13 protein-coding genes are annotated in these 15,701 nt (G+C 46.3%); all 13 read left to right on the top strand.

Annotated features, from left to right (window positions below; genetic code table 11):
- The first annotated feature begins 222 nt into the window (after window positions 1-222).
- Entirely contained in the window at window positions 223-747 is a 525-nt protein-coding gene (locus tag HMPREF3190_RS03045) for a hypothetical protein (protein WP_449676085.1), read from the top strand.
- Between the two features lie 465 nt (window positions 748-1,212).
- Window positions 1,213-2,793 carry a zinc-binding metallopeptidase family protein gene (locus tag HMPREF3190_RS03040; protein WP_066780272.1) on the top strand — a complete coding sequence of 527 codons (1,581 nt, stop codon included), beginning with the start codon at window positions 1,213-1,215 and terminating at the stop codon, window positions 2,791-2,793.
- Window positions 2,794-2,904: 111 nt separating this feature from the next.
- Window positions 2,905-4,305, top strand: a complete 1,401-nt coding sequence (locus HMPREF3190_RS03035) for a sodium-dependent transporter (RefSeq protein ID WP_066780271.1) — start codon at window positions 2,905-2,907, stop codon at window positions 4,303-4,305.
- An 83-nt stretch (window positions 4,306-4,388) separates the two neighbouring features.
- The gene (locus tag HMPREF3190_RS03030) at window positions 4,389-5,909 is read left to right on the top strand and encodes an IMP dehydrogenase (RefSeq protein ID WP_066780270.1); all 1,521 of its coding nucleotides are present in this window, start codon (window positions 4,389-4,391) and stop codon (window positions 5,907-5,909) included.
- 32 nt (window positions 5,910-5,941) lie between these two features.
- Window positions 5,942-6,358 carry a Holliday junction resolvase RuvX gene (gene ruvX, locus HMPREF3190_RS03025; protein ID WP_055348395.1) on the top strand — a complete coding sequence of 139 codons (417 nt, stop codon included), beginning with the start codon at window positions 5,942-5,944 and terminating at the stop codon, window positions 6,356-6,358.
- A 247-nt stretch (window positions 6,359-6,605) separates the two neighbouring features.
- Window positions 6,606-7,739 carry an endolytic transglycosylase MltG gene (gene mltG, locus HMPREF3190_RS03020; protein WP_066780267.1) on the top strand — a complete coding sequence of 378 codons (1,134 nt, stop codon included), beginning with the start codon at window positions 6,606-6,608 and terminating at the stop codon, window positions 7,737-7,739.
- Between the two features lie 12 nt (window positions 7,740-7,751).
- The gene (locus tag HMPREF3190_RS03015) at window positions 7,752-8,312 is read left to right on the top strand and encodes a YqeG family HAD IIIA-type phosphatase (protein ID WP_066780256.1); all 561 of its coding nucleotides are present in this window, start codon (window positions 7,752-7,754) and stop codon (window positions 8,310-8,312) included.
- Window positions 8,313-8,329: 17 nt separating this feature from the next.
- On the top strand, window positions 8,330-9,601 hold the full coding sequence (locus HMPREF3190_RS03010) for a shikimate dehydrogenase family protein (RefSeq protein WP_449676083.1): 1,272 nt from the start codon (window positions 8,330-8,332) through the stop codon (window positions 9,599-9,601).
- Window positions 9,598-10,779 carry a chorismate synthase gene (gene aroC / locus HMPREF3190_RS03005; RefSeq protein ID WP_066780253.1) on the top strand — a complete coding sequence of 394 codons (1,182 nt, stop codon included), beginning with the start codon at window positions 9,598-9,600 and terminating at the stop codon, window positions 10,777-10,779. The genes HMPREF3190_RS03010 and aroC overlap by 4 nt, the downstream gene beginning before the upstream one ends.
- Window positions 10,780-10,799: 20 nt before the next feature.
- Window positions 10,800-11,603 (top strand): shikimate kinase, encoded by an 804-nt coding sequence (locus HMPREF3190_RS03000; protein ID WP_066780252.1) that lies wholly within the window; start codon window positions 10,800-10,802, stop codon window positions 11,601-11,603.
- A 113-nt stretch (window positions 11,604-11,716) separates the two neighbouring features.
- Window positions 11,717-12,829 carry a 3-dehydroquinate synthase gene (gene aroB, locus HMPREF3190_RS02995; RefSeq protein WP_449676080.1) on the top strand — a complete coding sequence of 371 codons (1,113 nt, stop codon included), beginning with the start codon at window positions 11,717-11,719 and terminating at the stop codon, window positions 12,827-12,829.
- 188 nt (window positions 12,830-13,017) lie between these two features.
- Window positions 13,018-13,671, top strand: coding sequence for a type II 3-dehydroquinate dehydratase (locus HMPREF3190_RS02990; RefSeq protein ID WP_082715118.1), 654 nt, complete (start codon window positions 13,018-13,020; stop codon window positions 13,669-13,671).
- Window positions 13,672-14,311: 640 nt separating this feature from the next.
- Window positions 14,312-15,646, top strand: a complete 1,335-nt coding sequence (locus tag HMPREF3190_RS02985) for an argininosuccinate synthase (RefSeq protein ID WP_082715117.1) — start codon at window positions 14,312-14,314, stop codon at window positions 15,644-15,646.
- Window positions 15,647-15,701: the final 55 nt, after the last annotated feature.

Raw genomic sequence — 15,701 nt, 5'->3', positions numbered from 1 at the left:
TACGAGGCTGCGGGAGATATCCTGCAGCCTTTTGTTATGTACCGTTTAACTGTTGTTCCAACACAGAATATCGCTAGCTACGCCACTTGTGCGTTATCACTTGTGTATCCATGCTAACAGCACTATAATGAGCCCTTGCTCGTTGCGTGTTTCTATGTGAAAAGAGGTTGACGAACTCCGATGAAGCGCCTACTTATAGTGGTTGACGTGCAAGTTTCGTTTATGAAAGAATTAGCTTCGCGCGGATATGCTCAGGCGTTTGAAACGTACTGCGCTTCTCGTATTCTCGAATATCGCGAAGCAGGCGATCGGATTTTCTTTTTGCTTGACCGTCACGAAACATCATACGCTGATACAAAAAATAAGCGCCTTTTTTCAATGAAAGACTTACAAGAATCAGGTAATGATAGCGACTTATACGGTACTATTGCGAAGCTTAAAGAAGACTCTGATGAGGTGTTTTACAAAGAAGCACCCGGCTCAAGCAGTTTATTTACGCGCCTTGCAAAAGCGCAAAGCGTTGCTTCTTCGATGGGGGTTCAGCCCTTTCAGAGTGTGGAGCTTATCGGCTCTTCTCCTGCGCGCTCTCTGCTTTCTAACGTCATTATTACCCAAAGCGCTTTGCCGAGTGTGCCAGTTATTATGAACATGAGCCATACTGGTATTAGTCAGGCTTCTAAATGCTCTTTATTTGAAGTAGGACGAAATCTGAACTTCCGCATAGTCGATAAACAAGAAGAAGAGTAGCACGTTTCGGCACCGGCTGTATTATTAGCACCACCGCGCTACCATGCGGGCATGTGCCATCATTGCTGCGTCACCACCTGCGCAGCCATTCGATCATGCGCTATCATAGGAGCTTTATTACCTGCGTAAACACATTTGTCTCGTACGTGCATTCGTATTCGTACCCGTTTTCATGTTGTTTCCGCATCCAGTACGTGCTTTTATTTCAGGATGGTTAATTGTTTTCGTGAATTATAAGCAAATTTTGCATTAAGAGCTGTTTTCCAAAAGATTCGGTGTATCATACCTCCTAAATCTTTGAAGGGGCAGTAATGGTTGTAAAAGGATACAAATTCTTTTTTAGCACCCATGTAGGCTTTTCGTTTACCGGAAAGTTTTAGTAACGCTGCCTTTTATTCCTTATTCAACAACTGAGTATTTTTTGAAGGCGGCGGACGTTAGCACCACCCCCTGAAAGGACGTATTATGAAATCTCAATCGGCTTGGCTTACTCTTAACGAAACAGAGCTTGCTTCGATGCAGACTCTTAGCAAGGAGTACATCAATTTTTTATCGGAATATAAAATCGAGCGCGAAATTGTGCAAGCTGCCATAGCGTATGCGCAGGCGGCAGGCTATGTGAATTTGGATGACTACATTCGTCTTGGTCGTCGCTTGCAAGCAGGCGATAAAGTGTACGCAACGACCAAACACAAGGCAATTATTCTTGCGCACATCGGCACAGCTCCTCTTCACGAGGGCTTTTCAATTTTAGGTGCGCATATCGACTCGCCACGTCTCGATGTGAAGCAAAATCCCCTGTTTGAGGATCATGGTATAGCCAAGCTTGACACGCATTATTACGGCGGCATTAAAAGCTATCAATGGGTAACGCTTCCGCTGGCACTTCATGGCGTAGTTGCAAAAAAGGATGGTACGCTTGTTTCAGTGTGTATTGGTGAAAAGCCATCTGATCCGGTATTTTGTATCAGTGATCTGCTTATTCACCTTGCAGGCGAACAAATGAAAAAGCCAGCGAGCGATGTTATTGATGCCGAAGCACTTGACATTATTGTGGGCTCGTCGCCTTTATGCATTCAGCGCGCAGATGATGGTACCTATCATTATTGTGTACGTTCAAGTAACGCTACATCCACAGCAGACACGCACGTAACAAGCATGTCCGCAACAGGTCAACATGCGACAGGCACTTCCACAACAAACCAACAAGCGGCAGATGCACACGCAACCGATGCTCCCAACTCCGCGTTAAACGCAGCATCAACGCCTAGCGCTATCTCGAGCGGAACCGTCAAAGCAGCGCTGTTACAGTATTTGCTTGAAAGCTACGGCATCCAAGAAGACGATTTTATTTCCGCTGAGCTGGAAGTTGTTCCTGCTGGTTGCGCGCGTGAAATGGGTTTTGATCGCTCGATGATTCTCGCGTACGGGCAAGATGATAGCGCCTGTGCCTTTACGTCGCTAAAAGCCCAGCTTGATGTTACAAATATCACGCGCACTGCGCTGTGCGTTCTTGTTGACAAAGAAGAAATCGGATCGGTAGGTGCAAGCGGCATGGCGTCGTGCTTTTTCGAAGACACGGTTGCTGAGATTATGGAATGCATGGGTTGCGGCGGCATGTTGAACTTGAAGCGCGCTCTGAGGGCGTCGCACATGTTGTCATCCGATGTGTCGGCAGGCTTCGACCCGGCGTTCCCGTCATCATTTGAAGCAAAAAATGCGGCATTTTTGGGCCGTGGCTTGGTGTTCAACAAGTATACGGGCGCGCGCGGAAAAAGCGGCAGCAACGATGCTTCAGCGGAATACATGGCGCGCATTCGTCGCATCATGGACGACGCGCAGGTGGTGTATCAAACCGCTGAACTGGGTAAAGTCAACGCAGGAGGCGGCGGCACCATCGCGTATCTTCCCGCAAAATACGGCATGGACGTTATCGATTCAGGCATTTCGGTGCTTAGCATGCACGCTCCTTGGGAAATTACCAGCAAGGTTGATGTGTATGAAGCATATAAAGGTTACAAAGCGTTTCTAGAACAGCGCGCGTAACGTAACACGCGTAAAGCAGCATTTCTAGGGCAGCATTTGTACAGTAATATTTCTAGAACCGCACTGCTCGAATGACGTTTCTAGAACAACGAGTCAATTAAGGAGGCTTGCATGGAAAAACGAGAAAAATTCGCGTCACGTTTGGGATTCATTCTCATTAGCGCTGGTTGTGCTATCGGGCTTGGGAACGTTTGGCGATTTCCCTATATAACCGGAAAATACGGTGGTGGCGCATTTGTGCTGTTGTACATCGTTTTTCTTATTGCGCTTACCCTACCTATTGTTGTTATGGAATTTGGGATTGGCCGTGCAAGCCAAAAAAGTTATGCACGCGCCTTTGAGGCTATCGAGCCTGCTGGTACGAAGTGGCACCGCATCAAGTGGATCGGCTTTATTGGTTGCTACATTTTGATGATGTTCTACATGGTTGTGTCAGGGTGGTTGCTCGATTACATTGTGAAAAGTGGCTCAGGCGTATTTAGCGGGCTTAGCACCAGTCAGGTGGCAGATGTGTTCTCGGGAATGCTAAGTAACCCTCTGGAAATGATTTTCTGGACCGCCGTGGTGGTACTTATTGGTGCGCTGAGCACGCGTGCTGGATTGCAAAAAGGCGTCGAACGTATTACAAAAGTACTGATGGTAGCCCTGTTTGTGGTGCTTGCTTTGCTCTCTATTCGCAGTGTGACGCTGCCAGGCGCATCGGCAGGTGTAGCGTTTTACTTAATTCCCGATTTCGCACGTTTAACAGCAGGCGGTTTACCAGGACTTCTAGAAGTAGTGTACGCCGCCATGGGACAGGCGTTCTTCACCATGTCGGTTGGTATTGGTGCGCTTGCTATTTTCGGTAGCTATATCGATAAAAGCCATGCTTTGCCAGGCGAAGCATTGCGCATTGGTGCGCTTGATACCGTGGTTGCGTTCATGGCAGGCCTTATCATCTTCCCTGCTTGTGCCGCTTTTGGAGTCAATCCGCAAGGTGGCCCTGGTTTGGTGTTTCAAACGCTTCCTGTGGTGTTCGAGTCGATGCCGCTAGGCAATGTATGGGGTTGTTTGTTCTTCATTTTCATGTCGGTAGCTGCGCTTTCAACCGTCATAGCAGTGTTCGAGTTCATCATGAGCTTTAGCATGGAACAGTGGAACTTATCGCGCAAACAGGCCGTGCTGATTAACTCGTGTGCGCTGTTTGTGCTGGCAATTCCCTGTGCGCTTGGTTTTAACGTGTGGTCTGCGTGCACGGTGCCTGGCATCGGCAACATTCAAGGCATCGAAGACTTTATTGTGTCGAACAATTTGCTGCCCTTAGGCTCGCTTGCAATTTTGGTGTTCTGCACTCATAAGCGCGGTTGGGGCTGGAAAAATTTCTTGAAAGAAGCTGATGAAGGTCAGGGTATAAAATTTCCTCGTTGCACGCGCGTTTACATTAGTTACATTATTCCGCTTTTGATAGTATTCATACTGGTGATGGGGTATATTCCTATCGTAAGCAAGTGGATTTCGTGCATTGCGTCATAAGGCTTTGCCGTTCATTTGCAAAGTGGCTATAATAGCACTAATTACATCAAATGTTGTATCAATAGTAGCAAGGAGCGCAGGTAATGGCCATTTATTTTGAAGAACCGTCACGTACCTTTAACGAGTATTTGTTGGTGCCAGGTTATACGTCAAACCATCATATTCCCGAAAACGTGACACTTGCTACGCCGTTAACAAAGTATCGTCGCGGTGAAGAGCAGCCAGCAATTTCGCTGCAAATCCCCATGATTTCGGCTATTATGCAGGCTGTTTCTGACGATAACATGGCCATTGCCCTTGCGCGTGAAGGTGGCATGTCGTTTATTTATGGTTCGCAAACTATAGAAGATCAAGCCGCTATGGTTGCGCGTGTTAAAGACTATAAGGCAGGTTTTGTAACCAGTGATGCGAACTTATCGCCCGAGATGACGCTGAAAGATGTTATTGCGCTGCGTGATACCTTGGGTCACTCAACGATGCCTGTTACTGAGGGCGGTCGCGCACATGGAAAGCTTCTAGGTATTGTGACCAGCCGCGATTATCGTCTTTCTCGTATGGATACTACCGAAAAAGTATCAAGTTTTATGACGCCTGTTGAAAAGATGATTGTCGCTCCTGCCGATACAACACTTAAAACGGCAAATGACATTATTTGGGAACATAAGCTGAATTCGCTTCCTGTTGTTGATGACCAAGGCTGCTTGTTGTATCTGGTGTTTCGTAAAGACTACGATTCGCATAAGTCAAACCCGCAAGAGCTGCTTGATACACATAAACGTTATATGGTTGGCGCTGGTATCAATACGCGTGATTACGCTCAACGTGTGCCTGCGTTGGTTGAAGCGGGCGCTGATGTATTATGTATTGACAGCTCAGAGGGCTATTCCGACTGGCAGAAATTTACATTGCAATGGATTCGTGAGCATTATGGCAACACGGTAAAAGTGGGTGCTGGTAATGTTGTTGATGCTGAAGGTTTTCGTTTTCTTGCTGACGCTGGTGCTGATTTTATTAAAATTGGCATCGGAGGCGGCTCAATTTGCATTACGCGTGAACAAAAAGGCATTGGTCGAGGTCAAGCCACTGCAACTATCGAAGTAGCTCGCGCGCGCGATGAATATTTCAAAGAAACAGGCGTGTATATTCCGCTGTGCTCTGACGGTGGCATTGTGTATGATCATCACATTACGCTTGCACTTGCCATGGGCGCCGATTTTGTAATGCTTGGACGTTATTTTGCGCGCTTCGACGAAAGTCCTACTAATCGCGTTAATGTGAACGGTAGCTACATGAAAGAGTATTGGGGCGAAGGCTCAGCGCGTGCGCGCAATTGGCAGCGTTACGATTTGGGTGGCGACAAAAAAGGCATGACCTTTGAAGAGGGCGTTGATAGTTACGTTCCTTATGCAGGGTCGTTGCACGATAATGTGGCTGTTACGCTTGCGAAAGTGAAGTCGACAATGTGCAATTGCGGCGCAGTTTCTATTCCTGAACTGCAAGAAAAAGCTAAACTTACCGTTATAAGCTCAACGTCAATCATTGAAGGCGGCGCTCATGACGTCGTACTGAAAGATAAATCGAATTACGGTAGCAGTTCTATTTAAGTACACGCTTCAATGTATGAGGTGAACAGAGCATGCGCGCGTTAGCATTAGATATTGGCGAAGTGCGTGTTGGGATTGCCGTTGGGAGCACGCAAACAGGCTTAGCATTTCCTGTGTGTGTGCTTAATACGCAGGATGTTTGTACGATGAGTTCTGTGTTTCGCCGCGTGCTTGACGATAATGAACCTGATCTGTTGGTATGTGGATTGCCGCTTACCTTGCATGGAGAAGAAGGCGTGCAGGTAAAACGCATACGCGCATGTGCGCTTCAGATTGCCGATGGTGCCTGTTTGCCCGTTGAATTTTGTGATGAGCGCTATTCGTCTCGCGAAGCAAAGCGTATTTTGCGTGAACAAGGTTACGATGAGAAGCGTATGCGTGGTAAGATTGACATGGTTGCTGCTAGTTTATTTTTGCAAACATGGCTTGCGCAGCGTGCCGACGTATAACGTGTACCGTGCATTACATACAACGCGTGCAATGTGCTAGAAGTATGCCATGAATAGCCTGATGCAGCGTAATGCAGCCTGATGCAGCGTAATGTAAATAATGTGCTGTAGCATAACGTGTGCAGTGCATTAAGCGTATCGAGGTGCGTTGCAATGCAGTGAAACGCATTGCAGTGTTTTGAAGCGGAACGCGCGCAGTGTATCAACAGCAGTAATTCGTTTATCACGACGACGGGGAAGGAATTGTATGCCCTTTCGCAAAAATACAACGTACTCTAAGCACTCAACTCATGCTTCGCGCAGTGCTCATGCGCGAGGTGAGCGACTGTTTCGTAACTACGACACTACCGCTATTCAGCCTAAACAAAGCAAAGCGCCTGTTGTTGTAACAGCTGTGGTACTTATTATTCTTGTTGTCGTACTGGCAGTGTTTGCTTTTTCAGGATTGCGATCAGCCGTTTTAGGAGAAGTGGACGTTATTGATTCCTCGCAAACAGCAACAGTGGTTGTTCCGGAGGGTGCAGGAGCGCAGGCAATAGGAAAATTACTCGTAGAAGCCCATGTTGTGAAGTCGGCTGGTGCATTTGCGGATGTCGTACGAAGTATGAATGCTGCGTCAAGCCTCAAACCAGGAACTTATGTTATAGCAGGTCAAACTCCTATAAGCGATATTGTTGCACAGCTGCAACGTGGCCCTGTAGTAGGCAAAGTATTAGTGCGTGAAGGTGTTACGCTCTCTCAGATTGCAGATGCTGTACAAGAATCAAGTAAAGGTTCTATCAGCGCTAAAGATTTTCTTGCTGCTGCAGGAAACATCCCGCGTATAGCTAGCAAGTTTCCACTGATAAACGACATGAAAGTTCAAAGTCTTGAGGGCTTGCTGTTTCCTAAAACATATCCTGTTACGCCTGATACTACGGCAGAACAGCTGGTTGATAGCATGGTTAAGCAATTTGTTGATGAGTTTACAACGCTTAATATAACGCTGCCACGTCAGCGCGGTTTAAGTGCTTATGAAGTTGTTAAACTTGCTTCAATTATTGAAAAAGAGTCGGACGAAAAGCACCGACCAACCGTAGCATCGGTATTTTATAATCGGCTTGCAAAGCATATGAAGCTGCAGTCAGATGCAACGGTTGCGTATGTTGTAGGGCATAATCCTACCCCACAAGATGTTAAAACGCCTAATCCGTACAATACGTACTTCATTGACGGTCTTACTCCAACGCCAATTTGTGCACCTAGTTTGGCATCGCTTCAAGCAGCATGCGAACCTGAAGCAACGCCATTTCTGTTCTTTTACTTTGCAAAAGACGCTCAAGGTGTAATGCAGTATCATTTTAGCGAAACGTACGAGCAACATCAAAAAACCTATCGATAGGGCTTTCTTGTTATGAATGCACTTATTCCCGATGGCTATTTTGCAAGTGTTGCCGACATCGATTTAACCTTTGACGTATTGAACAAGGGGTATACCAGCATTTTGCTTGATATTGATAATACCGTGCGATCACGATGCAATAATCTTGTTCCGCACAGTATTGCCGTATGGATAGAAAAAGCATGCTCGCTTGATATACGTGTGTGTTTGGTGTCAAATAATTGGCATCAAAATATTTTTACGATGCAAAGCGAATTGGGGATTCCTGTTTTTGGAAAAGCGCTTAAGCCGTTGCCGTTTGGGTTCCAGAGCGCTCGTCGTGCATTTCAGGTAGAAAAATCTCAGATGCTTATGATTGGCGATCAGTTGGTTACTGATATTCTTGGAGCGCATTGGTATGGCATTGCGGCGTATTTAGTAGCCCCACTTGCGCCATGTGACCCGCCGTATACTGCGCTTATGCGTCGTTTTGAAGCAGGAGTAGTTGCGTCGCGTTTTCCAAAACCAGTGTGTCGTGCTGGTTGCGCCACACAGCAAAGCGTGGCGAATACGTGTCGGGAGCATCGTGCATGAACGCTGCATCTGACCGTGTGACAGGAACACATTGCGATAACCGTGTAAAAGGTGCACACCCCGTTCTTCCTGCTTTTTTGTCAAGTCGGGAGTGTTTTGTTATGGGCTATCCTATGGCTCATTCGCTTTCTCCTGCGTTGTTTGCCGGCGCTTTTGCAGCTGCTGGTTTGCCTTTCACGTATTCCATTTGTAATGAACCGAATGCTGATAACGCGTTACGCACAATGAACAATCAACAATTTCTGCTGATGAACGTATCAACGCCTTATAAGACGCTTGCGTTACGCGCCGCTACTACGGTGCGTCAAGAAGCAATGGTTGCCGGGGGCGCTAATGTTCTTATTCCTCTGCATAGCAATAGCGAACAGCACAAATCGATATCGCAGTTGTACGCTGATAATGTTGATGGCGTAGGATGTATTGCATTTTTGCAATCGCAACATGCATGGCCTTGTGATGCACGGGTCGTAATTTGTGGAACAGGACCTACGGCATTTGCCATTGCGCACATGGCGTTATGCGAGGGGGCATTGAGTGTTTGTTTGCTTTCACGCGACTATCAGCGTGCCTCTGAGCGGTTGTCGCAGTATTTACAGCGCGTACAGGGTGTATCGAGTGTGCAGGGTGTACCGAGTGCAAAGAGTAATCAAGATGTGCAAGTGGTATCGGGCATGCAGATTGCTCGAGATATGAGGGTTATATTGGGCGCGCAGAGCGCACAGGATGAACAGAGTGTACAGAACGAACAGAGTGTGCAGAATACTCAGTATGCGCAGGACGGATGCGATGCACACAATATACCTAGTGATTCTTCTGCATTTCACGATACCTTCCACACCGGTGCAGCTTTATCTATTGCACAGCCACCTTGTCTGCTTAAGCGCACCTTACCATCATATAGTTATCTTACGCACGCGTTGCACATTGATACGTATAATCATGCTGAGGATTACCTGAACTGCGCTGATGTTGTTATCAATGCAAGCACGCTTGGAATGCATCCGCACGATGTATCGCCAATTCAAGCGCGATATTTACATTCACAGCATGTAATTTTTGATGTTACCTATGCACAGCCTACTACCGCCTTCTTGGAGGCTGCGCATGCGGTACATGCACGCGCGTATAATGGGCTTGGTATGCTGGTATATCAGGCACTTGAAGGTTTTTTTGATATGTGTACACTCCATTGTATTCCGCTTACTGTGTCCACAGATACGCTGCTCCGTGCTATGCTTGAAAAAAGCGGCATTGACAAATCGTTTTCAAGAAAGTGTGAGCGCGCATGAAGTATCTTATTGCAGGTGAAAGTCATGGAAGCGCGTTAAGCGCAATTATTGAAGGAGTGCCTGCTGGTTTGGGTATCTCCGAGCAGCATATCAATGCCGATCTTGAACGTCGTCAGGGTGGATATGGTCGAGGCGCACGCCAGAAAATCGAGAAAGACCATGTGCGCATTACCGCAGGTATACGTTTCGGTAAAACGATGGGTAGCCCTGTATGTATGATTATCGAAAATAAAGATGCCATTCATCATGTAGATGATATGGCAGTATTCGGCAAGCCACCTGCAGATATAAAAAAACATGTCGTACCTCGTCCTGGGCATGCCGATTTAGCAGGTGTGTTGAAGTTTAATGCGGCAGATTGTTCAGATATTGCAGAACAAGCAAGCGCTCGTAATACGGCAGCTGTGGTTGCGGCAGCATCTATTGCACGGGAATTTCTTTCTGAAATGGGCGTTGAAGTATTCTCGTACGTTAATGCTATTGGCACTCAAAGTATGCAAGAAGATAACTTTTTGCTTGATGCGCCCGATTATAAGCCGCTTGATATTGAGACGTCGGAATTGCGTTGTCCATCGCCAGAAGCTACTCAGCGTATGAAAGACGAAATAGATGCCGCACGTGAACATAAAGATTCGCTGGGCGGAACATTTCGCGTTATTGTGCGCGGTTTAGTTCCTGGATTAGGGGGAACAGGTTGCTCTGATAACCGATTAACAGCACAATTAGGTTCGGCAATTTTTGGTATTCCTGCGCTACGTTCTCTTGATTTTGGACTGGGGCGTGCTTCGGCATCGCTGCCTGGATCGCGTGTTCACGACCCTATTACGAGAAGCCATGCAACAGGTGAGTGGGAATTTACCCGTACTTCGAATAATGCAGGTGGCTTAGAGGGTGGCCTTACTACGGGTATGCCACTGATTCTGACATGCGCGATGAAGCCTATCCCCACTTTGATGCAACCGCTTGCTAGTGTTAATCTTGAAACGCTTGAGGCTGATGAGGCGTGTGTTATTCGAAGCGATGTGTGTGCTGTTCCAGCGGCAGCAATTGTTGCTGAAAGTCGTGTAGCGTTTGTATTAGCAAATGCATATATACAGAAATTTGGTGGAGACTGCATGATTGATTGTAAAGCAGCTCTTGAGCATTATCGTGCTCGTTTACGCACGATGGCACGCTAGCAGAATTGCGTGATAATCTTATGAAGCACTCAAGCGTACATACTTACAAGCATGATGTTTCACGTGAAACATCATTGCACACTCATTGTGATGTAGGTAGCGTTGTGAATAAGTCAATTGCGCACGCGGCTAGGATTACGTGCAATGGTTCACATGAAAAACAGCCGCACAGTACGGTTGTCTCATCGAGTGTTTCACGTGAAACAATCTCCCATAATAAAGCTCATCCCTGTAAAAAAACGGTTTATGATTTTAGGCGCGATCACCATAAAAATTTTCATAAAAATCGTTTATCTTTGCAAAAAACAGTGTTTTTAGTGGGACCGCCCGGCGCTGGAAAAAGTACCCTTGCGCGCAAGCTTGCATTTTTAGCTGGGCTTACGTGCATTGATTTAGATTCCTATATCGAACAATTTGCTATGACAAGTATTCGCTCTATTTTTGCGCAACAAGGCGAGCAGGTCTTTCGTGATATAGAAGCTGAGTGTTTGCGAATAGTTGCAGCGCATCCACACCCCGTGATAGTAGCATGTGGTGGTGGGATTATTGAGCGCCCTGAAAATAGGAGCTTGCTTAAAGAACAGGGCTTTGTTGTTTTTCTGAACCGCACTCCCCTTGAATCGTTTAAGCGGATTGATAATTTTACCATGCGACCTTTGCTTACTAGTAAAGAACAAGCTGCAGCGCTTGGTGAGCGACGTGCGCCTTTATACGAAGAAGTTGCCGATTATACCATATGCAATGTACATTGTACGTGTAGTGTTATGGCTCATAATTTGCTCGATGAACTTAAAAGAAGGTCGATTTTATGTCCGCATGTATAAGGGTGCAGTGTCCTTATAATCGCAGTTATTCCGTAAGATTTCAGCGTGGGGCACACGCAAAGCTTGGTGAGTATGTGCAAGCACTATTAGCAAGCACTCAAACTACCTTTGATATGTCTACGACAGTGTCTCGAGTGTGTATGGTAAGTGATACGAACGTTGCACCACACTATATGGCTTCTGCTGAACAATCGCTTACTTCAATGGGATTTCGCGTAACGCATTATCTTATACAAGCTGGTGAACCATCAAAAAATCTCAAAACCGTTCACGATATTTGCACCTATCTTGCAGAACAGGGCTTTGATCGCCACTCCATGCTTGTGTCGCTCGGTGGGGGTGTAGTGAGCGATATAAGTGGATTTGTAGCAGCTATTTTCATGCGTGGTATTCGAGTTGTACACATACCAACATCGCTTCTTGCGATGGTTGATGCGTCAGTTGGTGGCAAAACGGGCGTAAATTTAGCGTCTGGTAAAAATTTGGTAGGAGCATTTTACCAGCCTCAGGGTGTGTTGATTGATGTTGATGTACTTCAAACACTTCCCTTTGCTGAGCTTAAAAGTGGTATGGGTGAAGCATTAAAGATGGCCATGCTTTCAACAGCGCATGCTAGTGATTATCTGCACACACTTGCTCTGCATTTGCACAGTTTGCAAGCAGGAGTATTTAACGAAGAAACGCTCGCGTGTTTGGAAAAGTTGGTATACGTCTGTGTGCAGGAAAAAGCACGTATCGTAGCTGATGATGAGCATGATACTACCGGAACGCGCGCATTTTTGAATTATGGACATACGTTAGGACATGCGCTTGAGCGCGTGTGTGGCTATGGCGTTATGAGTCATGGAGTGGCAGTTGCTGAAGGCGCACGCTTTGCGGCATTTTTGGCACAGTGGTTGGCGCAGCAGGGTCATATGGTGCATGATGACGCATTGCATGTCACATCGTTGCTGTGTTCTACGTTTACGTCACTGTCCGATTTTGTAACCAAACAAGCGCAGTTGCTTGATGACCTCGATTATGCCCCGTTGTTCAGGCGATACGCACAATCTGATAGTAATTTTTGCTGTAATATTCTTGAGGCGATGCATCACGATAAAAAAGCGCACGATGGTTCAATTGTGTTCATTTTACCCGATAACAAAGGAAATCTTCGCTTGCAGGTAGTGGAAGATAAGCTTATTGAGCAAGCGTTGCGTGCCTATTGTGAAGTGCAGGATATATAAGCAGTAACATCGTGATCGAGTACGAGTGAGCACACGCTATCAGCAGCATTATTTCAGGCTCGTGCGCTTGAGTGACTGTTTTGTTGTTCGCTGCATTGCACGCTTATGAGGACTGTTTTGTTGTTCGTTACATCGCATGCTTATGAGAGCAGACCACGTGTAGATACGTTCGTGTAAAGGAGTATTGTATGAGCACTCAGCATACCACCATTAAACATACTACTTGTAGTAAGCGCAATGCTATCAATAACGCGCAATCAGCATGTGCGATTAATGAGAAATGTGCTGATCACACACATGATGTACGCGCTACAATCACAACCAATGAACGCGCTGTTTTTCTTTCTAAAAAATCTGCCGCTTGCACTACGATCAAGCAAGAAAAAACAACGCGCACTGTTCATCGTATTGCAGTATTACATGGGCCAAATTTGAACGCGCTGGGACGTCGTGATGCGCATCATTATGGCACGGAAACACTTTCCTGTTTGGAGAGCTATATCGCATGTGTGGCGCATGATGTTTGCTTGCACTGTACGTTTTTCCATAGCAACAGTGAAGCGGAATTGGTGTCATTTGTACAAGATGCGCCGTTGTTGTATGAAGCGCTTATCATCAATGCTGGCGCATTCACACATTATTCCTATGCTTTGCGTGATGCATTGGAATTGGCTCGCATTCCTGCTGTCGAAGTTCATTTATCTGATATTTATGCGCGCGAAGCATTTCGTCATACGTCAGTGATTCAGGCGGTATGTTGCATGCAGATAAGCGGAAAAGGCAAGGAAGGCTATCGTGAAGCGCTTGCGTTTCTTGCGGAACATCTGAATAGTGAAGCATAGTGTTTCGCGCACGTCAATGAGCAGCTTACCCTAACGAGCAGCTTACCCTAACGAGCGGATCACCCTTTCAAATTCATGTTAACGCACGTGTGAACTGGCAACATAGTAAGTTATGGAAACTTTTATATTTATGCTTGCATATCTTAAAACACGTGTTATGCTTTTAAACACTTATTCGCACAGCTTTATGGATTGCGGTTGAAATGAACGCATGCATGTAAAGCACTTAGCAAGCTAAAGGAGGAACGCAATGCTTTCATCTGCACAAACAGTGCTTAGCGTATGCGTATCTTCCGATGGTGCTTGCTCACAACAAGCAAATAGTGCGATTGCCTTTTCTTCCACTCAACAACTTCATAGCATTTCTGGTCGCCGCGCTGAGCGACGTAGTGCCCGACGTATTTAGCGTCCAGCTGACATGGGCTTCTGCCCACGGTAAGTTCGGGCGCGCCTACGAGGCATGCTCTTAGCGTTGTGCGTTTTCATGGTAATTCCATTCGCGATAAAAGCATCAACGTGTAAAGTTTTGCCTGTCCATGTGCGTTCGCGCACATCTGTAGCGATAAAACGCTATTGTTACACCACGTAAACTGCACTCCGTTACATAACACACACTACACCATCGAGAAAGGATGTTACTATGACTACTTCATCAAACGCTTCTACAAGCTCCACTCAAGCATGTGCTTCACAGGCATGTACCTCACATACATCGTCTTCATCAGCTGTTGTTGCCAATTCCGTAAAAGCCGACCCATCTAAGGAAACAGTCGTTTTAGCATATTCAGGCGGACTCGATACGTCGATCTGCATTAAATGGCTACAAGAAGTAAAACATCTTAATGTTGTGGCTGTTGTTGGCGAGCTTGGCCAAGAGCACGCTGGTCTTGAAGCTATTAAGCAACGTGCCCTTAAAACAGGAGCTATTAATTGCCACATTGTTGATATGCGTGAAAAATTTGTTCAGAAAGCGCTTACAAGTGCGCTTGCTGCCAATGCCTTATACGAGAACCAATATCCTCTTTTATCGGCGCTTTCACGTCCAATCATTTCTGAAGCATTAGTTGAAATTGCACATCAATATAATGCTGCTTATGTTGCGCATGGCTGTACGGGTAAAGGTAACGATCAAGTGCGCTTTGAGGCATGCATTGCAATGCTCGATCCAACGCTTAAGGTAATTGCTCCTGTTAGAGAATGGGAATTTAAAACACGCCCTGAAGAGATGGAGTGGGCACAGGCACACGGCGTAGAAGTGCCTACCACGCAAGCAAGCCCGTATTCAATCGATGATAATTTATGGGGTCGGGCAATTGAGTGCGGTATTTTGGAAGATCCTTACAATGAACCACCTGAGGACATTTACACGATGACTGTTTCCCCAGAACAGGCGCCTGATAAGCCCACTTATACTGAAATCGAATTCAAACAAGGCATACCGTGCGCGCTTGACAATAAGCCAATGAGCTATCTTGACATTATTTACGCATTGAATGACATTGCAGGGAGCAATGGATATGGCCGTCTTGACATGGTAGAAAACAGGCTCGTGGGCGTGAAAAGTAGAGAATGTTACGAACAACCTGCTGCGCTTGCGCTTATTGAGGCGCACAAAGCACTTGAGGCCTTGTGTCTGGAACGTGAAGTGCTTCACGCGAAGCTTCCGCTTGAGCATTCGTGGGCAACAGCTGTGTATTATGGTCAGTGGTTCTCGCCGCTTAAGGGCGCTCTTGATGCGTTTATGGCACATACGCAGCAGTGCTTGAGCGGTGTTGTAAAATTGAAGTTCTACAAGGGCACGTGCACCGTTGTGGGCAGAAAAAGCGACTTTTCTCTGTACAGTTACGCATTGGCTACTTACGACAAGTCGGATAGTTTCAACCATAACGCTGCGCAAGGCTTTATTGACCTTACTATTTTGTCGAACAAAATTTGGGCGCAGAACAGAATTGCGCACAACCAAAGTATTTTGTAGCAGGTGGTAAACGGGGTGCTTGGTGTGAGGCGCGTAACGAGCCACGTGTGGTGCG

The sequence above is a fragment of the Umbribacter vaginalis genome (assembly GCA_001552935.1).
GTDB lineage: Bacteria > Actinomycetota > Coriobacteriia > Coriobacteriales > Eggerthellaceae > Berryella > Berryella vaginalis.
This window is presented reverse-complemented; position numbering and strand designations above follow the sequence as displayed.